The sequence below is a fragment of the Streptomyces sp. SCPE 10 genome, from assembly GCF_051980735.1.
Classification (GTDB): domain Bacteria; phylum Actinomycetota; class Actinomycetes; order Streptomycetales; family Streptomycetaceae; genus Streptomyces; species Streptomyces misionensis.
This window is the reverse complement of the sequence record NZ_CP197069.1, coordinates 6,562,148-6,583,737: the sequence shown is the minus strand read 5'-3', so window position 1 is coordinate 6,583,737 and position 21,590 is coordinate 6,562,148. Positions and strand designations below refer to the sequence as shown.

The 21,590-nt window shown below is 72.3% G+C and carries 19 protein-coding genes, 1 tRNA gene and 1 pseudogene; 3 read left to right on the top strand and 18 right to left on the bottom strand.

Annotation, left to right across the window (positions count from 1 at the left end; all coding sequences use genetic code 11):
- Positions 1-114: 114 nt before the first annotated feature.
- The 5 genes from ACSP97_RS30230 to ACSP97_RS30210 form a co-directional block, all read right to left on the bottom strand.
- Entirely contained in the window at positions 115-1,554 is a 1,440-nt protein-coding gene (locus ACSP97_RS30230) for an endo-1,4-beta-xylanase (protein ID WP_440555183.1), read from the bottom strand.
- Between the two features lie 143 nt (positions 1,555-1,697).
- A complete protein-coding gene (locus ACSP97_RS30225) occupies positions 1,698-3,122 on the bottom strand; it encodes a non-reducing end alpha-L-arabinofuranosidase family hydrolase (protein ID WP_440555181.1) in 1,425 nt (474 codons plus the stop codon).
- 91 nt (positions 3,123-3,213) lie between these two features.
- Entirely contained in the window at positions 3,214-4,485 is a 1,272-nt protein-coding gene (locus ACSP97_RS30220) for an extracellular catalytic domain type 1 short-chain-length polyhydroxyalkanoate depolymerase (RefSeq protein ID WP_440555179.1), read from the bottom strand.
- A gap of 410 nt (positions 4,486-4,895) precedes the next feature.
- Positions 4,896-5,858, bottom strand: coding sequence for a PaaX family transcriptional regulator (locus ACSP97_RS30215; RefSeq protein WP_355151951.1), 963 nt, complete (start codon positions 5,856-5,858; stop codon positions 4,896-4,898).
- A gap of 253 nt (positions 5,859-6,111) precedes the next feature.
- Positions 6,112-6,185, bottom strand: a tRNA-Pro gene (locus ACSP97_RS30210).
- Positions 6,186-6,311: 126 nt separating this feature from the next.
- Here ACSP97_RS30210 and ACSP97_RS30205 point away from each other — a divergent pair.
- Together ACSP97_RS30205 and ACSP97_RS30200 are read left to right on the top strand one after the other, a co-directional pair.
- Positions 6,312-7,019 (top strand): transketolase, encoded by a 708-nt coding sequence (locus ACSP97_RS30205; RefSeq protein ID WP_440555177.1) that lies wholly within the window; start codon positions 6,312-6,314, stop codon positions 7,017-7,019.
- A gap of 69 nt (positions 7,020-7,088) precedes the next feature.
- Positions 7,089-8,012: a transketolase family protein gene (locus ACSP97_RS30200; RefSeq protein ID WP_388294695.1), complete on the top strand. Its 924-nt coding sequence runs from the start codon at positions 7,089-7,091 to the stop codon at positions 8,010-8,012.
- A 34-nt stretch (positions 8,013-8,046) separates the two neighbouring features.
- On the opposite strand, the gene ACSP97_RS30195 is transcribed toward ACSP97_RS30200, so the two are convergent.
- The 13 genes and pseudogenes from ACSP97_RS30195 to ACSP97_RS30135 form a co-directional block, all read right to left on the bottom strand.
- Positions 8,047-9,357 (bottom strand): MFS transporter, encoded by a 1,311-nt coding sequence (locus ACSP97_RS30195; RefSeq protein WP_440555175.1) that lies wholly within the window; start codon positions 9,355-9,357, stop codon positions 8,047-8,049.
- A 69-nt stretch (positions 9,358-9,426) separates the two neighbouring features.
- Positions 9,427-9,786 carry an MmcQ/YjbR family DNA-binding protein gene (locus ACSP97_RS30190; protein ID WP_440555173.1) on the bottom strand — a complete coding sequence of 120 codons (360 nt, stop codon included), beginning with the start codon at positions 9,784-9,786 and terminating at the stop codon, positions 9,427-9,429.
- Positions 9,787-9,845: 59 nt separating this feature from the next.
- The gene (locus ACSP97_RS30185; protein WP_355151955.1) at positions 9,846-10,751 is read right to left on the bottom strand and encodes a LysR family transcriptional regulator; all 906 of its coding nucleotides are present in this window, start codon (positions 10,749-10,751) and stop codon (positions 9,846-9,848) included.
- 30 nt (positions 10,752-10,781) lie between these two features.
- Positions 10,782-11,975 carry a glycine C-acetyltransferase gene (locus ACSP97_RS30180; protein WP_355151956.1) on the bottom strand — a complete coding sequence of 398 codons (1,194 nt, stop codon included), beginning with the start codon at positions 11,973-11,975 and terminating at the stop codon, positions 10,782-10,784.
- Between the two features lie 29 nt (positions 11,976-12,004).
- Entirely contained in the window at positions 12,005-13,033 is a 1,029-nt protein-coding gene (tdh, locus tag ACSP97_RS30175) for an L-threonine 3-dehydrogenase (protein WP_358269641.1), read from the bottom strand.
- A 178-nt stretch (positions 13,034-13,211) separates the two neighbouring features.
- Positions 13,212-13,787, bottom strand: coding sequence for a GAF domain-containing protein (locus tag ACSP97_RS30170; RefSeq protein WP_355151958.1), 576 nt, complete (start codon positions 13,785-13,787; stop codon positions 13,212-13,214).
- 63 nt (positions 13,788-13,850) lie between these two features.
- Positions 13,851-14,453: a GTP-binding protein gene (locus ACSP97_RS30165; RefSeq protein ID WP_355151959.1), complete on the bottom strand. Its 603-nt coding sequence runs from the start codon at positions 14,451-14,453 to the stop codon at positions 13,851-13,853.
- Positions 14,431-14,802, bottom strand: coding sequence for a DUF742 domain-containing protein (locus ACSP97_RS30160; protein ID WP_355151960.1), 372 nt, complete (start codon positions 14,800-14,802; stop codon positions 14,431-14,433). The genes ACSP97_RS30165 and ACSP97_RS30160 overlap by 23 nt, the downstream gene beginning before the upstream one ends.
- 2 nt (positions 14,803-14,804) lie before the next feature.
- Positions 14,805-15,239 carry a roadblock/LC7 domain-containing protein gene (locus ACSP97_RS30155; RefSeq protein ID WP_355322869.1) on the bottom strand — a complete coding sequence of 145 codons (435 nt, stop codon included), beginning with the start codon at positions 15,237-15,239 and terminating at the stop codon, positions 14,805-14,807.
- A gap of 63 nt (positions 15,240-15,302) precedes the next feature.
- Positions 15,303-17,120: an ATP-binding protein gene (locus tag ACSP97_RS30150; protein WP_382008608.1), complete on the bottom strand. Its 1,818-nt coding sequence runs from the start codon at positions 17,118-17,120 to the stop codon at positions 15,303-15,305.
- Positions 17,121-17,480: 360 nt separating this feature from the next.
- Positions 17,481-18,647: an MBL fold metallo-hydrolase gene (locus tag ACSP97_RS30145; RefSeq protein WP_364729947.1), complete on the bottom strand. Its 1,167-nt coding sequence runs from the start codon at positions 18,645-18,647 to the stop codon at positions 17,481-17,483.
- Positions 18,648-19,019: 372 nt separating this feature from the next.
- Entirely contained in the window at positions 19,020-19,805 is a 786-nt protein-coding gene (locus ACSP97_RS30140) for an SGNH/GDSL hydrolase family protein (RefSeq protein ID WP_355323110.1), read from the bottom strand.
- A gap of 163 nt (positions 19,806-19,968) precedes the next feature.
- A pseudogene (locus ACSP97_RS30135) lies at positions 19,969-20,352 on the bottom strand (GH36 C-terminal domain-containing protein); the annotation flags it as partial.
- Between the two features lie 418 nt (positions 20,353-20,770).
- Here ACSP97_RS30135 and ACSP97_RS30130 point away from each other — a divergent pair.
- On the top strand, positions 20,771-21,568 hold the full coding sequence (locus ACSP97_RS30130; protein WP_358269636.1) for a tyrosine-protein phosphatase: 798 nt from the start codon (positions 20,771-20,773) through the stop codon (positions 21,566-21,568).
- The last annotated feature ends 22 nt before the right edge of the window (positions 21,569-21,590 follow it).

The window sequence follows — 21,590 nt, the reverse complement described above, 5'->3', positions numbered from 1 at the left end:
GTGATCGGGGCAGAGCCGACTGGTCACCGGGCCGCGGAGGCGGTCCGCAGGGGTACCGCCACCGCGCCGGCGCAAGGGTCTCCGGACCGGGCGACGGCTGCCGTCACGTCGGAATCAGCCGAGGGTCCACTTCTGGTTGCTCTGGCCGTTGCAGGTCCACAGCTCGACGCCGGTGCCGTTGGCGGTGGCCGCTCCCGTGACGTCCAGGCACAGTCCGGACTGGACCCCGGTGACGGTGCCGTCCGAGTTGAGCCTCCACTGCTGGTTCGCACCGCCGTTGCACGGCCAGATGTCCACCTTCGTGCCTGGAGTGGTCTGGTTGTCGTAGGCGTCCAGGCAGCGCTGGGAGTCACCGGAGAAGACCGTCAGCTGGTTGGCGGAGGTGGCGGACCAGGTCTGGTTGGCCCGCCCGTTGCAATCCCAGATCTGCAGGTTGGTCCCCGCGGTCGTCGAGGAGTTCGGCACGTCGAGACACCGGCCCGCGCTCACCGCGCGCAGCGCACCGGTGGACCCCCCGCCACCTCCGGTCGAGGATCCCCCGAGGGCCGTGATCACAGCGCTGTAGGCCGGCTTCTTGTTGCCGTTGGCGTCGAAGAGGAGAGGGTTGTCCCCGGAGCGCCAGGAGTCGCTGTCCCGGATGCCCCAGGTGGTGATCCCGGTACAGCGGGAGACGTTCATGCACGCCTTGACGGCGTTGGAGTAGGCGGTGGCGGACGCCTGGGCGATGTCGAGCTCGGTCACCTGGACGTCCACGCCGAGGGCCGCGAAGTCGGCCAGAGTGGTCTGGAAGCTGGCGGGCGGTCCGCTGGAGCCGAAGTGGCTCTGGAAGCCGACGCAGTCGATGGGCACGCCGCGGGACTTGAAGTCCTTGACCATGTTGTAGACGCCCTGGGTCTTGGCGTCGGACCAGTTCTCGATGTTGTAGTCGTTGTAGCAGAGCTTGGCCGCGGGGTCGGCCGCCCGGGCGGTGCGGAAGGCCTCCTCGATGAAGCCGTCGCCGAGCACGTTGTGGAACACCGAGCTGCGCTGCCGGCCGCTGCCGTCGTCGGCGAACGCCTCGTTGACCACGTCCCAGGCGTAGATCTTGCCCTTGTAGTGGGTCATCTCGGTGGTGATGTGGTTGTCCATCACACTGCGCAGCGTGGTCGCGTCGGTGATCGAACCGACCCAGTTCGGCAACTGGTTGTGCCAGACCAGGGTGTGGCCGCGCATCCGCTGCCCGTGAGCGGACGCGTGAGCGACGATCTGGTCTCCGGGGCCGAAGTTGAACGATCCGCGGGACGGCTCCGTCGTGTCCCACTTCATCTCGTTCTCCGGGGTGATCGCGTTGAACTCGCGATCAAGGATGCCGGTGTAGGCCGAGTCACCGAGCTTGCCGGCGGGTACGGCCGTGCCGAAGTAGCGGCCCGACTGCGCCGCCGTGGCCCCCAGCGACCCGGCGTCCACCGCATGGGCACTCGGCGGCGCGGCCAGGAGGGCGACGCCGGCGGTGGCGAGACCGGCGGCCGCCAGCATCGCTCGTGGGCGCATTCCGCCCGGGATCCGTAACATCATGGGTTCTCCTTCTTGAGGACAGAGAGGACACGGCGGTTGGGGGACTGTCGCGAACCGCCCCGAAGTGCCGCGCCGAAGGAGCCCCGGCCGGCGGGCGACCGGGGCTCCCCGTGCCGTCGCGTGCTACCGGTGCGCCGGGTGGATCAGCGCTGGAGGGTGAGGACGCCCGGCCGCCACGGCAGCTGGTCGTAACTGCCGGTCGCGTTGGGCGACTTGCCCTGGTAGAGGAACTGCAGGTTGCAGGGGTCGATGGTCATGGTCTGGTCGGGGTTGTTGCGGACCAGGTCACCGTGGCTGATGTCGTTGGTCCAGGTGGCCCCGCTGTTGGCCTTGCCCGCGAAGGGAGTGCTCTCGCCGGCGCCCTGCGCGGTCCACGAACCGCTCAGGCTGGAGGCAGTGAACGAGCGGAAGTAGCGGCCGTTCGCCCCCATCGCCTCGACGATCATGAGGTACTGGTTCTGGCCCTGGACCTTGTAGACCTGGGGCGCCTCGAACAGGTTGGCCTTCGAGTCGGTCATGACCGTCGTGTACGAGGAGCCGAAGCTGCTCGGGAAGTTCCCGATCGGCATGCTCGCGCGGTAGATGCTGCCGTTGTCACCGGCGAAGAACAGGTACATGTTGGAGCCGTCGGCGATGAGGGTCTGGTCGATCGGACCGGTGTCGGAGCCCGGGATGCTGCCGGTGAACAGCGCCTGCGGCGAGGACCAGCCGTTGGCGTTGGTGGGGTCACTCGACGTGCGGTACATGAAGGGCGAGGAACCCCACTGGTAGGCGAGGACCCAGATGTTCTTGGGCGCGAAGTAGAACAGCGTGGGCGCCACCGCGGCCTGGCTCATCCCGGTCTGGCCGGCCGACGCCATGTCGGACCAGTTCGTGAACGGGGCGAACGCCATCGAGCCGTACGAGGTTCCGTTCACGTTCGACCCGTAGACCAGGTGCTTGCCGTTGTACGTCACGGTGGTGAAGTCCTTGAGCGAGACCCAGCCGTTGGCCGGCTGCGCGAGCGAACCCGTCGACGACCACTTGTACGTCGAGGGAAGGGTGCAGGTGCCGCCGCCACCCGTGGATCCCCCGGACAGGCCGGACCACTTCTGGTTGCTGCTGCCGGTGCACGTCCACAGCTGCACCCGCGTGCCGTTGGCGGTGCCGTTGTCCTTCGCGTCCAGGCACAGCCCGGACTCCGTGGCGACGACCGAGCCGTCGGAGTTCACCCGCCACTGCTGGTTCGTGCCGCCGTTGCAGCTCCAGATCTCCAGCTGGGTACCGGCCGTGGTGGCGTGGTTCGGCACGTCCAGGCACTTGCCGAGCACGGTCAGCTGGTTGCCGTCGGTCAGCGTCCACTGCTGGTTGGACTGGCCCGAGCAGTCCCAGATCTGCAGGTAGGTACCGTCGGTGGTGGTGGAGTTCGGCAGGTCCAGACACCGTCCGGAAGCGGCGTGCTTCAAGGCGCCGCTGGAGGCCGCCTGGGCCGGAGCGGCGACGAGCATCGCCGCCAACGCGACCAGAACGGTGATCGCGGCGGTGAACACCCCTAAGAGGTTCCTGTGCTTGAGACTTCGTCTGCGCATGGGAGGTCCTGATCCTCGGGTAGGCGAACATGGCGATTTGATCAGTTCATGACATTCGCAAGTGCGGACTCTCGGTGTCCGGCCGGTCGGGTCAGCCTGTGGCGCAGGTCGCCCCGTTGAGGACGAAGCCCGTCGGCGCGGCCGTGTCACCGGTGTGCGTGGCCTGGAAGCCGATCGTCGTGGACTGCCCCGGAGCGAGCGCGCCGTTGAAACTCTCGTTAGTCGCGGTCACCTGGCCGCTCGACGGCGTGTAGGAGGCGTTCCACCCGTTGGTGATCGCCTGTCCGCCGGGGAGAGTGAACTTCAGCGACCATCCGTTCACCGCGGAACCGCCCGTGTTGGTGATGGTGATGTTCTCGGTCAGTCCGGTGCTCCACGAGCTGACCGCTGCGGTCACCTTGCACCCGGTCCCGCCGGTCGGCGGGGTGGTCCCCGAGCTCCCGGTGAGGCCGAAGAACTGGATGGCGTACCCGGCCATCCCGCTCGACGGAAGGGAGTGACCGGCACCCTGGATGCTGTACGCCTCCACGTTCACCGTGCCGGACGAGTCGGCGAAGCGCTGCCGCGTCCAGCCGGCCTGTGGCGTGTCGGTGGACGTCGGTGTCCGGCTCAGCCCGAACACGTCGGTCCACTGCTTGATGTCCTCCTGGAGCAGCTGGTACGGCACGAGGGTGTCACTGGTTCCGTGCCACAGCTGGAGGGGCGGCCGCGGCCCGGCGTATCCCGGGTAGGCCTGCCGCACCAGATCGCCCCACTCCTGCGGGGTCTTCGTCATGTTCCCGCCTGTGCACTTGCTGGTCGTGGGCGGATAGTCCGCCGCGTTGGCGAAGCACCCGAACGGAACACCCATGAACGCGGCGCCCGCCTTGAACACGTCGGGATAGAGGGCGAGCATCTCGTCGGTCATCATGCCGCCGGATGAACTCCCGGTGGCGAAGACCTGCTTCGGGTCGCCGTTGTAGTGCTGCTCCACATAGTCGACCATCGAGATCAGGGAGACCGGGTCACTGCCCCCACCGCGGCGCTTGGCCGCGTCCGACCAGGTGTCGAAGCAGTTGCCGAAACCCGCCGACTGTGTGGCGGTCGGATAGATGACGATGAATCCGTACCGGTCGGCGAGCGACGCGAACTCGCTGCCGGAGTAGAAGTCCGGGCCGGAGCCGCCGCAGCCGTGCATAGCCAGGACGATGGCCGGCTTCGCGGTGTGCGTGTCCGGCACGTAGACGTACATCCGCATGTTGCCGGGGTTGTCACCGAAGTTCGTCACCTGGGTCAGGGACGCCGCGGAGGCCGGTGTCGCCATGACCAGGACCGACAGCAGAAGGCCGATCGCCGCCAACACGGCGGCCGGCCTCGCTGACACTTTGCGTGGCATTTCCACAGCTGACTCCCTGGAGTTCGCCGGTGGCACCTGGCGGACGCCGGACGAACCGGCGGCCGGGGAACGCCCGCCTGCTCGGCATGCCCGGGATGCGGGCGCGACGGACTACGACCGGTGCGACTGCGGTCGACCGCGCGGCCCCTTGGTCGGAGGAGACACGGATCCACGGCGCCGGGCTGCGTACCGGGGTGCCGGCCACGCCCGGAGGCCGATGCACCGGGAGGCTCATGAACTCGCGAGCTTATATGACAGTGACGGTACCGACGGGACAGGAAAGCGTCAATTGACTGGACGCCGTCAATCCGCTCATGAGCACATGGCCCGCTCCGGGTCCGGGTGGTACCCCGGCTCAACAGGCGAGCGGGCCGGCACCCCGTGTTTCCGACGCGCCGTCACCCTTCCCCGCGCCAGACTCCCGCGAGCATGTCACCCGTTGTGTGCGCGCCGATGCCGTCGTGCCCTGTCGAGGACGACGCCGCCACCGTTCGGACATGCTCCTGGGCCGTCTTCGCGAGCCCGTCGTAGACGGCGTCGAAGATGGTGCGGACCTCCACCCGTCGCCAGCCCTGCGGCATGCAGCGCATCGGCAGCAGCGGGTCCAGGACATGGAAGCGGCGATAGGTGTCCATCACCTCGGTACGGGCGGACACCGCCTCGGCGCCGCCGACCTCACCGGACCGGATCCTCTCCAGCAGCGGACTCCATCTGTCGATGAACGAGGTGTACTCCTCGGCGATGGCGGCGACGTCCCAGGCGTCCAGCGGGTCGCGGTGGACGGTCTGGGCCAGCTCGACATGCTGGGCCCGGAAAACCGTCAGCGATCCCGAGCCGACCGCGGCCAGCTCCTCCCGTGCCCTCGTCGTGAAGGGGCGCGGCGACAGCCACAGCCCGTCGTACAGAGGTACGTATCCCAGCCAGCGCAGTTGTCCTCGCAGCGTCCTTCGCTCGGCGCTGCGGCCCTCGGGAAGCGAGAAGGCGATGATCGTCCACGAGCCGTCCCATTGCTCGGCCCGCTCGGTGAACGCCACGATCGAATGGCCCGAGAGGGAGAGGTTGACCGCGGCGGGGTCGCTCAAGCGGTAGGAACTGTGCCGTCCCCGCCGGGTGCTCTCCAGCACGCCCCGGCGGGCCAGCCGGCTGATGGCGGTTCGGCTCGCGGCCGGGGTGACGCCGAACTCGCCCAGCAGCGCGACGATCGCGGCCGAGGGGACGGACGCACGGGTGCGCAGCGTGTAGTCGGCCAGCAAGGTGACGGCGAGGCTCTGCGGTGAGCCACCGGCCCGTCGCAGTGGGAACCGTACCGAGTCGGCCGGGTCGTCGGAGTAGATCTCATGCACGTCGAAGGGACGGACCATGACGCTCCCGGCACGGTTCTGTTCGGTCGAAGGGTACAACCCACCCGAAACGACAGGCGGTTGGTGAGCTCCGTGGGCAGGACTCAGCCACGCGGAACAGGATAGGCGTTGGGGACGCCTGGGAGACTCGGGCCCCGCGGCCGCATCCCGACGCCGGCCAAGGGCGACGCCGCTCCCCGACTGGCCCTCAAGAACGATCAAGGGCCGGCCCCGAATGTCTCCGAAGCCGACCCTGATCCATGACTCTTTCGAGTCGGGACGACAGGATTTGAACCTGCGACCCCTTGACCCCCAGTCAAGTGCGCTACCAAGCTGCGCCACGTCCCGGTGCCCGTTTGACCTGGGGTTTCCCCTGGCGAAACGCGCAGGGAAACAATACCGCACTCGGGTCGGTGATCGCGCACTACTTACGGTGTTGACCTCAAGCTTGGTCGAGGTTGCAGGCTGGGACGCATGACGATCACAGCGCACGACCACCGCACCCACGGCTACGACGACCTGACCGGACTGATGGGCCTGATGACCGGGGACGAGAAGCACGGCCCCGCGGCCACCTCCACGCTCGATGTGCTGTGGGTGCTGTACGACCGGGTGCTGCGGGCCACGCCGGAACGGGCCGCGGACCCGGGGCGGGACCGGTTCCTGCTGAGCAAGGGGCACGGGCCCATGGCGTACTACGCGGTGCTGGCCGCCAAGGGGTTCCTGCCGGTCGACTGGCTGCCCGGGTTCGGCGGGTACGACTCCCCGCTCGGCCACCACCCGGACCGCGTGCTGGTGCCGGGGGCCGAGATCGGCAGCGGGTCGCTCGGGCACGGACTGCCCATCGCGGTGGGCACCGCGCTGGGGCTGAAGGCCCAGGGCCTCACCGATCCGGCGGTCTGGGTGCTGATCGGGGACGCCGAGCTGGACGAGGGCAGCAACCACGAGGCCATCGCCTTCGCCGGGCCCGCCGGCCTGGAGAGGCTGCATACCGTGGTGGTGGACAACGCCTCCGCCAGCCACGCCCGGCCCGGCGGGATCGCCGCCCGGTTCGAGGCCGCCGGCTGGTCCGCGGTGACCGTCGACGGGCGCGACCACACGGCCCTGTACGACGCCTTCACCGCCGCGCACCCGGGACGGCCGCACGCGGTCGTCGCCCGGGTCGAGCCGAAGAACGCCTGAGCCGGGATCCGGCGACAGGCGCCGGCACGCCCACCCTCTTCCGAAGCACCCTGAAAGGGCGACACCTCCATGGACACCATGCGCGACCGTTTCGCTCCCGTCGTCTCCCGCCTCCTGGACGAGGACCCGCGGGTCGCGGTCGTCCTCGCCGAGATCGGCAAGGACGCCTTCCACGACACCATGGCCCGGCATCCCGACCGGGTGATCAACGTGGGCATCCGGGAGCAGCTGCTGGTGGGGGCGGCCGCCGGGCTGGCGCTCACCGGGCTGCGGCCCGTCGTGCACACCTTCGCCAGCTTTCTGGTGGAGCGGCCCTTCGAACAGGTCAAACTGGACTTCGGGCACCAGGACACCGGAGCGGTCCTGGTGAGCGCCGCCGCCTCCTACGACTGGCCGGCCGGCGGGTTCACCCACATGGCCCCGGGCGACGTGGCGCTGCTGGACACCCTGGACGGCTGGACCGTCCATGTGCCGGGCCACCCCGACGAGGCCGAGACCCTGCTGCGCCGCGCGGTCGCCGCGGGCGACGACCGGGTGTACGTACGGCTGTCCGTGCAGTCCAACCGGCAGGCCCGGCCGGTCGACGGCGCGCACCTCGTCCCGGTGCGCGAGGGCCGGTCCGGCGTGGTGATCGCCGTCGGACCGCTGCTGGACGCGGTACTCGACGCGACCCGGGACCTGGACGTGAGCGTCCTGTACGCGACGACCGTGCGCCCCCTCGACGTCGCCGCGCTGCGCCGGGCCACCGACGCGGCGGGCACGGACGTGGTGCTGGTCGAGCCGTATCTCGCCGGGACGTCGACGGCCGCGGTGAACGACGCCCTGTCCGACCGCCCGCACCGCGTCCTCGGCCTCGGCGTGGGCCGCCGCGAGCTGCGCCGGTACGGCACCGTCGAGGAGCACGCCGCCGCGCACGGCCTGGACGCGCACGGTCTGCGGGAGCGGATCGACCGGTTCCTGGGGGCCGGGCGGGGAGCCGCGGTGCGGGGGTGAGCGCCGGTGCCCGGGGCCGGGTGACCGCCGGTGCTCAGCGGCCGGGGGTGAGAGCCGGTGCGGGGTTCGCGTCCGCCCGCACCAGGCCGCGTATCGCGGGGACGGCGAGCAGGAAGACGACGACGACCAGGCTGGTCGCGGCCGAGACCAGCAGGACGTGGGAGGCGCCCAGCGCGCCGGCCGCCGGGCCCGCGACGGCCTGGCCGACCGGCATCATGGCCAGGGAGCCGGCCACGTCGTAGGCGTGGATGCGGTTGAGCACGTCGGACGGGACCTGCGTCTGCACGGTGGTCGCCCACATGACGCTCCAGAAGGACATCCCCGCCCCGGCCAGCGCCGCCCCCGCCGCCACGGCCGGCACACCGAGCCCGAGGCCCACGGCGCCCGGGAAGCCGAAGAAGAGGAACAGCGAGAACGCGCCCGCCCTGAGCATCCGGCGCGGGCGCAGCCGCAGGGCGAGCAGGCCGCCGACGACGGTGCCCGCCCCGAGGGCCGAGTTGACCAGCCCGTAGGCGCGCGGGCCGTGCTGCTGGACCACCTCGGTGGCCACCAGCGGGGTGGTCGGACCGGCCACGGCGATCATGTACAGGCCCCAGATGACGATCACGCCCCACAGCCAGGTCCGGGACCTGAACTCCCGCCAGCCCTGCACCAGATCGGCCCGGAAGGCGCGCATGCCGCGGCCGGTGGCGGCGAGCGCGTCCGGGGACAGCGGGGGCAGCCGGAGCAGCAGCAGGCACAGGGCGCTGACGGCGTACGTCCCGGCGTGCGCGGCGAACACGCCGCCGGGCGAGGCGAAGCCGACGAGGAGTCCCGCGACGGCCGGGCCGGCGAGCTGGGCGACGGACTCGGCGATCCGGATCGCACCGTTGGCGCCCTGGACGTCGGCCGACAGCCGGGGCACCGTGCTGGCCACGCCGGGCTGGAAGACGGCGCTGGCCACGCCGTTGACGAAGCCGATGGCGCAGAGCTGCCACAGCAGCACGTGGCCGGTGAAGAACATGACCGCGGCGAGGGACTGGGTGACGACCCGCACCAGATCGGCGCCGATCATCAGCCGGCGGGTGCTGAACCGGTCGGCGATCACCCCGCCGAAGACGACGAGGCCGGCGAAGGACGCGGTCGACGCCGCCATGGCGAGTCCCACCGCCCCCGCGCCGTAGCCGTGTTCGAGCAGGCCGGCGGCGAGCGCCACGGGCAGCATCGTGTCCCCGAGGCGGGCGGCGGCCCGGGCGGCGAAGAAGAGGCCGAAGTCCCGCGACCAGACGGAGCCGGCACCGGCGCGGGGGCCGGTTTCCGTCCCGGCCGCCGTGCGTACGCGCCGTCGTGAGCCCGTTTCCGTCATCCCGGCTCCCTCTCCGTGTCGGTCCGCGCGGGATCATGCCACGGCCCCGGCCGCCGCGCCCACGGTATTTCAAGGGGTGGGCGGCAGGCCCAATTCCGGGTGGGCGTCCAGGAGTCGGGGCGGGGCGGCCTGGCGCCAGGAGTCGGCGAGGATGTCCCGCAGTTCGGCCTCGTCCTCCAGCGTCGCGAGCCGCGCCCGGATCCAGGCGAACTGCGCCTCGTGTCCGGCGATCCAGAACTTCTCCGGTTCCGCCAGCACCAGTTCGTCCCGCTCCTCCTTGGGGCAGCGCACGGCGACGGACGTCTCGTCCTCGGGCAGGGTCGCGAACATCTTCCCGCCGACCCGGAACGTGGGCATGTGCCACGCGGTCTTCTCCGAGGTGTCCGGCAGGGACAGGGCGATACGGCGTACATCGGCTGCGTCCGGCATGCTCCGCACCGTAGCCCCCGCCACTGACAGTCGGGCGGCTGTCCACCCGGGCCGGTGCGTCAGGAGCCGTCCGCGGCCCGGCCCAGCGCCTCCAGCACCGGCCGGATCAGCGGATGCCCCTCCGCGCCCCGGCGCACGGCGGCGAAGACCCGGCGGGTGGGGGCCACACCGTCGACCGGGCGGACGATCACATCGGTGAGGTCCATGCCGCGCAGGGCGGAGCGGGGCACGAGGGCCACGCCCGCGTCGGCCGAGGCGAGGGCGACGACGGCCCGGAAGTCGTCGGAGGAGTGTTCGAGCCGGGGCTGGAAGCCGGCGCTCTCGCAGGCCAGGACGACCACGTCGTGGCAGGGGTTGCCGGGGTAGGGCCCGATCCAGGGGTCCTTGGCCAGTTCGGCGAGGGGCACCTCGGCGGCGTCCGCGAGGCGGTGGCCGACGGGCACGACGGCGTCGAACGGCTCGGCGTACAGCGGGACATGGGTGAGCCGGGGGTCGTCGGCGGGCGGTGCGCCCCGGTACTCGACGGCCACCGCCACGTCCACCTGCCGGTCGAGGACCATCGGCAGGCTGGCGTCGCCCTCGGCGTCCTGGACCCGGATGCGTATGCCCGGCGCGGTGCGGGCGAGCCGGGCCACGGCGGGCGCCACGACCTGGGCGATGCCGGTGGCGAAGGCGGCCACGGTGACCGTGCCGGCCTCGCCCGAACCGTAGGCCGCCAGCTCGGCCTCCGCGCGCTCCAGCTGGGCGAGGACCGCGTTGGTGTGGCTGAGCAGGATCTCGCCGGCCGGGGTGAGCCGTACGCCCTTGGCTCCCCGCTCGACCAGCCGGTGGCCGGTCTCCTGCTCCAGGGCGGTGAGCTGCTGGGAGACGGCCGAGGGGGTGAGGTAGAGCGCGGCGGCCGCCGCGGTGACCGTGCGGTGGTCGGCCACCGCACGGAGGATGTGGAGCCGCCGTGCCTCGATCATGCCTCGATTATCGCAAGGCGTACGCCCTGGTCAGGCCGCCAGCTCGGCGCGCGCCGCGATGAACGCGTCGACCGCGCGGTTGACGTCGTCCGTGGAGTGCGCGGCGGACAGCTGGACCCGGATGCGGGCCTGGCCCTGCGGGACGACCGGGTAGGAGAACCCGATCACGTACACGCCCCGTTCCAGCAGCAGCTCGGCCATGCGGCCCGCCTTCGCCGCGTCGCCGATCATCACGGGCGCGATGGCGTGGTCGCCGGGGAGGACGTCGAAGCCCTCCTCGGTCATCCGGGAGCGGAACAGCGCGGTGTTCTCGGCCAGCCGCACCCGCAGGTCGTCGGCCGACTCCAGCAGGTCCAGGACCTTGAGGGAGGCCGCCGCGATCACCGGGGCGAGGGTGTTGGAGAACAGGTAGGGGCGCGAGCGCTGGCGCAGCAGGGCGACGATCTCGGCGCGGGCGGCGACGTAGCCGCCGGAGGCGCCGCCGAGGGCCTTGCCGAGGGTGCCGGTGATGATGTCGACGCGGTCCATCACACCGTGCAGCTCGGGGGTGCCGCGGCCGGTGGGGCCGACGAAGCCGACGGCGTGCGAGTCGTCGACCATGACCATCGCGTCGTAGCGGTCGGCGAGGTCGCAGATCTCGCGCAGCGGGGCGACGTAGCCGTCCATGGAGAACACGCCGTCGGTGACGATCAGCCGGCGGCGCGCCCCGGACGCCTCCTTGAGCTTCGTCTCCAGGTCGGCGAGGTCGCGGTTGGCGTAGCGGAAGCGGCGGGCCTTGGACAGGCGGATGCCGTCGATGATGGAGGCGTGGTTGAGGGCGTCGGAAATCACCGCGTCCTCCTCGCCGAGGAGGGTCTCGAAGACACCGCCGTTGGCGTCGAAGCAGGAGGAGTAGAGAATCGTGTCCTCCTGGCCGAGGAAGGCGGCGAGGCGCGCCTCCAGCTCCTTGTGCACCTCCTGGGTGCCGCAGATGAAGCGGACGGAGGCCATGCCGTAGCCCCAGCGGTCCAGGGCCTCGTGGGCGGCGGCGATCACCTCGGGGTGGTCGGCCAGGCCCAGGTAGTTGTTGGCGCAGAAGTTGAGGACCTCGCCGGGGCGGCCGCCGGCGGTGACCTCGACGGTCGCGGACTGCGGGGTGCCGATGACCCGTTCAGGCTTGTGCAGGCCGGCGGCGCGGATCTCGTCGAGGGTGGCGCGCAGGTCGTCGCGGACGGTGTCGAACATGACTGAAGCTCCTAGGAAAAGCAGGTGACTTACGCGGTCCAGTCCAGGATGACCTTGCCGCCCTTACCGCTCGCGGCGTCCGCGAAGGCCGCCTCGAAGTCGCGGTGGCCGTAGCGCCCGGTGATCACGGGGGCGAGGTCGAGGCCGCCCTCCAGCAGCACCGACATCGCGTACCAGGTCTCGAACATCTCCCGGCCGTAGATGCCCTTGATGGTGATCATCGAGGTGACGATCCGGGCCCAGTCGACCGGGAACTCCTGCGCGGGCAGGCCGAGCATGGCGATCCGGCCGCCGTGCGTCATGTTGGCGATCATGTCGCGCATGGCCTCGGGGCGGCCGGACATCTCCAGGCCGATGTCGAAGCCCTCGCGCAGCCCCAGCTCCCGCTGTCCGTCGGCGATCGTGGCCGAGGAGACGTTCAGGGCGAGGGTCGCGCCGATCTTCCGGGCCAGTTCCAGGCGCTCCTCGCTGACGTCGGTGACGACGACGTTGCGGGCGCCCGCGTGCCGGGCGACGGCGGCGGCCATCAGGCCGATCGGGCCAGCCCCGGTGATCAGGACGTCCTCGCCGACCAGCGGGAAGGACAGCGCGGTGTGCACGGCGTTGCCGAACGGGTCGAAGATCGCGGCGACGTCCAGGTCGACCGGGACGCGGTGCACCCAGACGTTGGTCGCGGGCAGTGCGACGTACTCGGCGAACGCGCCGTCCCGGCCGACGCCGAGGCCGACGGTGGCCCGGCACAGATGGCGGCGCCCGGCCAGGCAGTTGCGGCACTTGCCGCACACCAGGTGGCCCTCGCCGCTGACCCGGTCGCCGACCTGGACGTCGGTGACGTCCCGGCCGGTCTCCACGACCTCTCCGACGAACTCGTGCCCGACCACCAGCGGGGTGCTGATCGCCTGCTGGGCCCAGCCGTCCCAGGCCCGGATGTGCAGGTCGGTGCCGCAGATGCCGGTCCGCAGGACCTTGATCAGCACGTCGGCGGGCCCGATCCGGGGCTCCGGTACGTCCGTCAGCCAGAGCCCGGGCTCCGCCTTCTCCTTGACCAGCGCCTTCACGCGTACGGCTCCTGTGGGTGAGGTCCCGGACGCGGGCATGCCGAAGGCGCCCGCACCGGGTCAGAGGGGTGAAATCACCCTGCAATCTGCCGTATGCGCGGGCCGGGGTCCATCGAGCTTTTCTTAACCGCCGCCTCAGCTTTCCTTCACACCGCGCCGGCCACGGCAACGCCGGGCGTCACAGGGGCAGTCCGTCCCGCGCGCCGCGTTCGATGCGCGCGACGAGGTCGGCGGCCAGCGCCTTGATGGTCTCCAGGCCCTCCCGGCCCCAGGCACGCGGCGTGACGTCGGCGGCGCACACGGTACCGAGCGCCATGCCGGTGCCGTCGAGGAGCGGGGCGCCGAGGTAGGAGCGGATGCCGTACTCGTCCACGACCGGGTTGCCCGCGAACCGCGGGTAGTCGCGGACGTCCTCCAGGACCAGGGCCTTGCGGCGGACCACCACATGGGGGCAGAAGCCGTGGTCGCGGGGGAGCGTGCGGTCGCACTCCGGTCCGCCGCCGTCCGCCCGCGGCACGGGGGTGGCGGCCGGGACGCTGAGGCCGGCGAAGAACTGCCGTCTTTCGCCGATGAAGTTGACCATGGCGTAGGGCGCGCCGACGAGTCGGGCGAGGTGGTCCGCGAAGGCGTCCAGCTCGGCGTCCGGGTGCTGCCCGACGTCGAGCCGGCGCAGCCGCTGGACGCGGGCGGGGGCCTCCCGGTCCTCGGGGGTGAGCAGCAGACCGCGGACCGGCCGGGGCGGCTCATAGCTCATGGCCGGGCTCCGTGGCGGTGGTGGTACCTCATCTGGGGGAACTCCGTGGGCGGTCGGGCGGGATCACCGGTGCCCGGCGCCGTGGCTGGGCGCGGGCTCCGGGGCGTGGGCGAGCAGATGGCGGACGAGGGTGAGCAGGGTCTGCACCCCGGAGCTGGAGATCCGGGCGTCGCAGCGGACGACGGGGACCTCCGGGGCGAGGTCGATGGCGGCGCGGACCTCCTCGGCGTCGTAGCGGTGGGAGCCGTCGAACTCGTTGAGGGCGACGATGAAGCCGAGCCCGCGCTCCTCGAAGAAGTCCACGGCGGCGAAGCAGTCCTGGAGGCGGCGAGTGTCGGCGAGGACCACCGCGCCGAGCGCGCCCTCGGACAGTTCGTCCCACATGAACCAGAACCGCTCCTGCCCGGGGGTGCCGAACAGGTAGAGCACATGGTCCGGATCGAGGCTGATCCGGCCGAAGTCCATGGCGACCGTGGTCTCCATCTTGTTCTCGATGCCGTCGAGGCTGTCCGTGTCGGCGCCGACCGTGGTGAGCAGTTCCTCGGTGCTCAGCGGGGCGATCTCGCTGACCGCGCCCACGAAGGTGGTCTTGCCGACCCCGAACCCGCCCGCCACGAGGATCTTGAGCGCGGTGGGGAACGGGTCAGAGCTGTCGTCGTAGTCCATCGAGCACTGCCTCCAGCAGGGACCGGTCGGTGGGAGTGTGGTGGAACGCGGGCGGCTTGGTGGTCAGCACCCCGTGGTCGATCAGGTCGGCCAGCAGGACCTTGGTGACCGCGGCGGGCAGTCTCAGGTGCGCGGCGACCTCGGCGACGGAGACGGGCGCCCGGCACAGGTGGAGCGCCTGGGCGTGCTCGGGGCCGAGGTAGCCGAGCGGGGTGACCCCGGTGGCCATCACCTGCGACATCAGGTCGAGTGCGACGCTGGGCTCGGTGCGGCCGTCGCTGACCGTGAAGGGGCGCACCAGCCGGCCGGCCGCGTCGTCCAGCCAGGGCCCGTCGCCGGCCGCGGCCACGCTCAATGCCTCGGCGCCGTGGGGTCGGCGGCGTGCTGCCGGGGGGCGGTGACCAGATAGGGGCGGACGCTCTTGACCAGCATCGCCATCTCGTAGCCGAGCACGGCGGCGTCGGCCTCGCGGCCCGCCAGCACGGCGAGGCAGGTGCCGGAGCCCGCGGTGGTGACGAACAGCAGGGTCGAGTCGAGTTCGACGACGACCTGCCGTACGTCGCCGCCGTCGCCGAACCGGACGCCCGCGCTGCGGCCGAGTGAGTACAGGCCGGAGGCGAGGGCGGCCATGTGGTCGGCGCTGTCGGGGTCGAGTCCGTACACGGACTTCACCAGCCCGTCGCAGGACAGGAGCACGGCGCTGGCGGTGTGCGGTACGCGCTGCACGAGGCCGCTGAGCAGCCAGTCGAGGTCGGATGCGTGGGCGGTCGGCGCATCGCTGGCCATGGTGGATCGACTCCTTGGGGTGTGTGGGCGGTCTGCGGGAGCGCTGGGTCGGGGGCGGGGCGGTCAGCCCGTCGGCGTGTCTGTCTGGGCGGGGCCGGTGTCCCGGTCGGATATCGGCCCCGCTCGGTACGCGTGTCGTGGTTCCGTGTGGCCGCCGGGGGCGCGCGCGGGTTCGGCGGGCCGGAGGGAGGTCGGCTGGGTGTGTCCCGGGTGCGGCCGCTCGGTGTCCGGGCGCCGCTCGGCGGCCTCGGCGAGTCCGATGCCGCGCTGGAAGGCGGCCATCAGGCCGGGGTCGTGGCCCACGTCCCCCGCGCCGTCCTGGCGGGGCGCGGGCCCGCCGCGCAGCTGGGGTACGAGGTGTTCCTGGGCGCGGCGGCGCGGAAGCCGGGGCTTGGGCATGGTGCCGCGCACGTTGTCGCCGAGCGGGGTGGGCGGGACGCCCGCGTGTTCCTCGGCCACCGCGCGGTGCCGGTCCGCGCTCCCGGGCACGGCGTCGGCGGGGGTGGGCCGCTCCCGGTGGGTGCCGCGCACCGGCAGCGGGGGCGGGGTGCCGTGCTCGTGCGCCTCCGCCTCGACGGCCGGCGCCGGGGTGGCCCGCACGGGCGGCGGGGGCACGGCGGCGGTCGGGACCACGGGCGGCGCGGGGACGGCGGCGGCCGCCGGCGTCTCGGCCTGCGACGTGCCGAGCAGCGCCTCGGGTACGACGAGTACGGCCTGGACGCCGCCGTAGATGTTGCCCTGCAACCGCACCCCGATGCCGTGCCGGCGGGCGAGCTGGGAGACGACGTAGAGGCCGATGCGGCCGTCGGCCAGCAGGCTGGCGACGTTGACCTGGTCGGGGTCGGCGAGCAGGGCGTTCATCCGGTTCTGCGCGCCGACCGGCATGCCGAGTCCGCGGTCCTCGACCTCGACGGCGAGCCCGGAGGTGACGCGGCCCGCGCGCAGCAGCACCTGGGTCTGCGGGGCGGAGAACACCGTGGCGTTCTCGATGAGTTCGGCGAGCAGGTGGATGACGTCGGCGACGGCGTGGCCGCGCAGTTCGCCGTCGATCGGGGGCACCAGCTTGACCCGGGAGTACTGCTCGACCTCGGCGATGGCGGAGCGCAGCACCTCGGTCATGTCCACGGGGTTGCTCCACTGGCGCCGGGAGACGGCGCCGCCGAGCACGGCGAGGTTCTCGGCGTGCCGCCGGATCCGGGTGGCCAGGTGGTCGACGTGGAAGAGGCCCTTGAGCAGATCGGGGTCCTCGATCTCGTGTTCCAGCTCGTCCAGGATGGAGATCTCGCGGTGCACCAGGGACTGGAGGCGGCGCGCGAGGTTGACGAAGACCTCCAGCTTCTGCTCGTTGCCCGCGTGGCTGGACAGTTGTGCGGCGCCCACCACGGCGGTGACGGCGGCGGCGTGCGCGCGGGCCAGGTCGGCGGCGAGCAGTTCGAAGCCGTCGGCGTCCGCGGGGGGCGCACGGTGCGGTGCGGGCGGCGGCGGGGTCCGGCCCTGGCGCAGGGCGTCGACGAGTTCGCGCAGGTCGGCCTCGCCGCGGGCGGTGGTGCGGCGCAGTGCGCCGAGGCGGCCGGCGACGGAGCGGGCGGCGCGGTCGGCGGCCACGGCGGCGACCAGGATGCCGGCGACGGCCACGGTGACCGCGCCGCCGAGCACGGCCCACAGGACGGGTCCGGTGCGTGCGCCGGTGGTGCGGACGGTGAACAGGACGGCGGCGGTGGCGCCGAGGGCGACCGCGAGCGGCGGCAGCACGGCGAGCCGCATGAGCTGCGGCCGTATGTGCGTCTCGGGCAGTGCGGGAGCGGGTCGGGCGACCGGTCGCCCGTGCCGGCCGCCCTCCCGGCGGTCGGCGCGGGCGGCCGGTGCGCGGAGGTGAGACATCTGCGTCCTCGTACGGGTCCGTCGGGCTTGGTTCGGACACTCACCGTAGTCGCCTAGACATCATGTGCGGTGGGCAGTTGACAAAGTCACCCGCGGAGCGTCCCGCTCTGGTATGAGGGCCCGTACGAAAGACCGATGACCCGGCCGGATGCAGCCCGGCCGGGTCGAAAAAGATCGAAAAAGCCCGATCAAAAGCGGTCGGAAGGAGCGGGCGGGGCCCGGAAGGTCTCCGTCCGGTCCGGACCGCTGCCGCCGCCCACCGCGCGGTGGCACCCCGCCGCACACCGGGCGGCCGGGCACACACTCCCCCTCCCGAAGGTCACTGAGAGTATTCCCCTTGGCCTGGATTCCGCGGTGCCCTCAGCCGCGCTTGGGCGGCTCGGCGACGAGCGCGCCGACCGGCCCCCAGGTCCGGCGCAGCTCCCCGGACACGCCCCGCCACCAGGCCTCGGCCGGCAGCTTGCCGTCGGGCTCGAAGGGCTCGCCCGGCCGGGGCAGGGCCACCGCCTGACCGACCTCTTCGGCCGCCTCCTTGGTCCACTCCCCCGGCTCGGCCCACGGGTGCGGGGCGAGGTTGAAGGTGCCCCAGTGGATCGGCAGGAGGACGCCGTGCGGGGCGCCGCCCTGGAGGTCCAGATGGGCGCGCACGCCCTCGTCGGGGCGCATGTGGATGTCGGCCCAGAACTCGCTGTACGCGCCGATCTGGATCATCGTGGCGTCGAACGGGCCGTGGGCGGCGCCGATGTCCTTGAACCCCTCGAAGTAGCCGGTGTCGCCGCTGTGGTAGATCCGGTGCTCCTCGCCCGCGACGACCCAGGACGCCCACAGGGTGTGCTGGGTGTTGCGCAGGGCGCGGCCGCAGAAGTGGCGGGCCGGGGTGGCGGTGAGGGTGAGCCCGCCGACGCGGGCGGACTCGTGCCAGTCCAGCTCGCGCAGCCGGTCCGGGGAGACGCCCCAGTGTTCGAGGTGGGCGCCGACGCCGAGCGGCACGGCGAAGAGGGTGTCGGTACCGGCCAGCGCCTTGATGGTGGGCAGGTCGAGGTGGTCGTAGTGGTCGTGGGAGATCACCACCACGTCGACCTCGCCGAGCGCGGCCAGCGGCAGCGGCACGGGGTGCAGCCGCTTGGGCCCGGCGAAGGGGAACGGGGAGCAGCGCTCGCCCCACACCGGGTCGAACAGCACCCGGTGCCCGTCGATCTCGGCCAGCACGCTGGAGTGGCCCATCCAGGTCAGGCGCAGCCCGCCGACGGGCGGCTTGGCCAGGTCGGCGAAGGTCGTGGGGTACACCGGGACGGTGCCTCTGGGGGCCCGCAGCGGCCGGGTCTCCTTGTCGAAGAAGACCTTCGCGAAGTCCAGCGCGGAGCCGGAGGGCCGGGTGCGGGCGGTGCCGCCGGGGTTCTGGAAGACGCCGTCCTTGAAGTGCGGCGAGCGGCGGATGCGGGCCAGGCGTTCGCCGCCCGGGTCCGCGCCGAAGGCCGTCGGGCGCGGCACACGGAGCCCTGGGGACGAGAAACGCTGACCGGTCACATGACCTCCCGGTGGAGTGGTGGGTCCTCCATTATGGTCGGCCCCTTTGACGACCCCTGGCCCGGCACTGCCGAACGGCGGCTCGGCACCCCGCGGGCCGCCCACCGGGTGTCCGGACAGTGACCGCGCCCCCGGACCGTGATCAACTCGCCGTCGCGGACGACGAGTTCGGTACCGACGCCCGCGTCCTGGCCGCCTGCCGGCCGCCAAATCCCGCGGAGCGGGGCGGCACGGGCCGCACGGGCGCGGGACCGGGCCGCCGACGCGCCGACACGCGAACCGGGCCCGAGCCCGCCCGAGTTGACCGCACGCGCGCGAGCAGACGTCGACGCCCCGCCGCGAGGAGCCCGGGGCGGGGCGGCGTCGCAGCGATCACGCCACGGCGGCGATGCGCATCCTGATGTCGGCCGGGGACAGGGTGCCCTTCGCCGTCACATGGTCGCCGGAGGACTCGCCGCGCAGACGGCGGCCGATCCACGGGACGAGGTGCTCGCGGGCCCAGTGGACGTCGTCGCGGCGGACCTCCAGGGTGCCCCGGGGCGGCAGCGGCGGCCACGGCTGCTCCGGGTCGGCCGGGATCTCCAGGCCGAGCACCTGGCCGGCGCGCAGCGCGACCCGGGTGTGCCCCTCGGGCGAGAGGTGCAGCCGGTCGCTGTCCCAGGCCCGGCGGTCCTGCACGGACCGCAGCGACCACAGGTCGAGCACGGGGCAGCCGTACCGGTCGGCGATGGCCCGGACGTGCCCGTTGTACGTGGCGATCTTGCCGCGCAGGTGCTTGAGCAGGGGGACGCCCCGGGTGTCGAAGCCGGTCGTCACCATGACCGTGCCCGCGGCGGCGGCCAGCTGGGCCACGGCCCGCTCGAAGCGCTCGGCCACCTCGTCCGGGTCGGTGCCGGGACGGATGATGTCGTTGCCGCCCGCGCAGAAGGAGACCAGGTCCGGGGCGAGTTCGACGGCCTGCGGGACCTGGTCGGCGACGATCTGGTCCAGCAGCTTCCCGCGCACAGCGAGATTGGTGTACCTGAAGTCGCCCTCGGCCCGCCGGTCGGCGAGCAGAACCGCGAAGCGGTCGGCCCAGCCCACGAACGATCCGTCGGGGCCGGGGTCACCGACGCCCTCGGTGAAGCTGTCCCCCACCGCCACGTACGACCCGATCACTGATCTGTTGTCATTCTTCGAATCGTCTGCCACGTCGGACCATGATTCACCTTGGGGTGTGACTTACGCGACCGTAGGCAGGGGTTGACGAGCGGTGACATGAGCCACTCTCAAAAGTTCGCCGATCCAGGAATACGCCCGCTGCCAGGGCTGTTGGCGCTCGGATACGCCGCAGTCTCAGCACCGTCGCGTCCAGGTCGCCGGTGAGTCCGGTGCGCAGCCCGTGGTGCAGCAGGACCGCTCCGCGGTGCACCTCCCCCGTCTCCGGGCACGCGTACGACGCCGTCGGGTCGAGGCCGCGCAGCCGCAGCGCCGGCGCGGGTTCGCCGTAGCGCTGCGTCTGGAGCCAGGCGATGACCACGGTCTCGTCCCCCAGCGAGTACTGCACCGCGCCGAGTCCGCCGGTCGGGGACCGCAGCCGGTACAGGTCGCCGCGCTGGACCAGCGGGCGGGTCTCCTTGTACAGGGCCACCCACCGCCGGACCTCCGCCAGTTCCTCCTCGGTCCACCGGCCGAGGTCGCCGCCGATGCCGAGGACGCCCGCCATGGGACAGGGCCGGGCGCACGAAGCGCGGTCCGCCCTCGACCGGGTACTCCTCGTGGCCGTCGAGCGGGGGCTCGAAGGGCCGGTACCCGGGCAGCGGGCGCGCGGCGAGGGCCTCGGCGTCGGCGAGGGTGATCCGCGGCCCCCAGTGCAGGTGCACCAGTTCGTGCGCGGCGGTGAGGTGCAGGGCATAGCCGCTGGTGGGGCCCGACAGCAGCCAGGTACGGCCGTCTTCCGAGATGTCCGCCATCAAGGCCTCACAGCCGCCCACGGAACCGGACAAGTACGCGCATCATGGCCCCGTCCGTCCCTCCCGGCAATGCCCTGTGGACAACTCATTGCCCCGGGAAATCAATGCCGTATGGTCGTCGCAGCGCCCGCCGCGAGCCGTGACGGCGGGGATCGATCGGGAGGAGCCCCCGTGACGCAGCAGGTCCCGTCGACCGAGCCGGAGCTGGCCGGTGTGCGCAATTTCCGTGATGTCGGCGGGCTGCCGACCGTGGACGGACGACGGGTGCGGCACGGCGTGCTGTACCGCAGCGGGCACCTCGCGCACGCCACCCCGGAGGACGCGGTCTTCCTCGCCTCGCTGGGCCTGCACACGATCTTCGACTTCCGCAACGCGGCCGACCAGAAGCTGGAGGGCCCGGACGTCGCGCTGCCCGGGGTGCGCAATGTGAACCTGCCGCTGAGCGACCCGGCGGACGGGGCGGAGTTCTGGAAGATGGTCCGCGACGGCGACCTGGACCAGCTGCGCGCCATCCTGGACGACGGCAAGGGCGCGGCCCGGATGGTGGCCTCCTACCGGTCGATCGTCAAGGAGCGCACCGGCGAGCACTCCCGGGTGCTGCACGCGATCGCCGAGGACAGCGTGCCCGCGCTGCTGCACTGCGCGGCAGGCAAGGACCGCGCGGGCGTCTCCATAGCGGTGACGCTGCTCGCGGTGGGCGTGGAGCGCGACGCGATCGTGGCGGACTACCTGGAGTCCAACGCCAAGCACCGCCGTTACCGGGTGCGCCGCAGCGGCAGCGCCGAGACCGCGTACACGCCCGAGGTGATGGAGCTGCTCAGCCCGCTCTTCGACGCCCGCGCCGAGTACCTGTCGGCCGCCTTCGACAGCATCGAGGAGACCTGGGGCGGCGTGGACGCCTATCTGGAGCAGGGCCTGCGGCTCACCCCGCGGACGCGGGAGCGGCTGCGGGCGCGCCTGATCGACTGACAGGCCCGTCCACCGGTGGGGG

Coding starts and splice junctions, on each gene's coding strand:
- ACSP97_RS30165 (WP_355151959.1), bottom strand. CDS start 14,453: ATGGACTACGACGACAGCTCTGACCCGTTCCCCACCGCGCTCAAGATC.
- ACSP97_RS30190 (WP_440555173.1), bottom strand. CDS start 9,786: ATGCCGGACGCAGCCGATGTACGCCGTATCGCCCTGTCCCTGCCGGAC.
- ACSP97_RS30225 (WP_440555181.1), bottom strand. CDS start 3,122: ATGCGCAGACGAAGTCTCAAGCACAGGAACCTCTTAGGGGTGTTCACC.
- ACSP97_RS30185 (WP_355151955.1), bottom strand. CDS start 10,751: ATGATCGAGGCACGGCGGCTCCACATCCTCCGTGCGGTGGCCGACCAC.
- ACSP97_RS30195 (WP_440555175.1), bottom strand. CDS start 9,357: ATGACGGAAACGGGCTCACGACGGCGCGTACGCACGGCGGCCGGGACG.
- ACSP97_RS30215 (WP_355151951.1), bottom strand. CDS start 5,858: ATGGTCCGTCCCTTCGACGTGCATGAGATCTACTCCGACGACCCGGCC.
- ACSP97_RS30170 (WP_355151958.1), bottom strand. CDS start 13,787: ATGAGCTATGAGCCGCCCCGGCCGGTCCGCGGTCTGCTGCTCACCCCC.
- ACSP97_RS30180 (WP_355151956.1), bottom strand. CDS start 11,975: ATGTTCGACACCGTCCGCGACGACCTGCGCGCCACCCTCGACGAGATC.
- ACSP97_RS30200 (WP_388294695.1), top strand. CDS start 7,089: ATGGACACCATGCGCGACCGTTTCGCTCCCGTCGTCTCCCGCCTCCTG.
- ACSP97_RS30155 (WP_355322869.1), bottom strand. CDS start 15,239: ATGGCCAGCGATGCGCCGACCGCCCACGCATCCGACCTCGACTGGCTG.
- ACSP97_RS30230 (WP_440555183.1), bottom strand. CDS start 1,554: ATGATGTTACGGATCCCGGGCGGAATGCGCCCACGAGCGATGCTGGCG.
- ACSP97_RS30205 (WP_440555177.1), top strand. CDS start 6,312: ATGACGATCACAGCGCACGACCACCGCACCCACGGCTACGACGACCTG.
- ACSP97_RS30150 (WP_382008608.1), bottom strand. CDS start 17,120: ATGTCTCACCTCCGCGCACCGGCCGCCCGCGCCGACCGCCGGGAGGGC.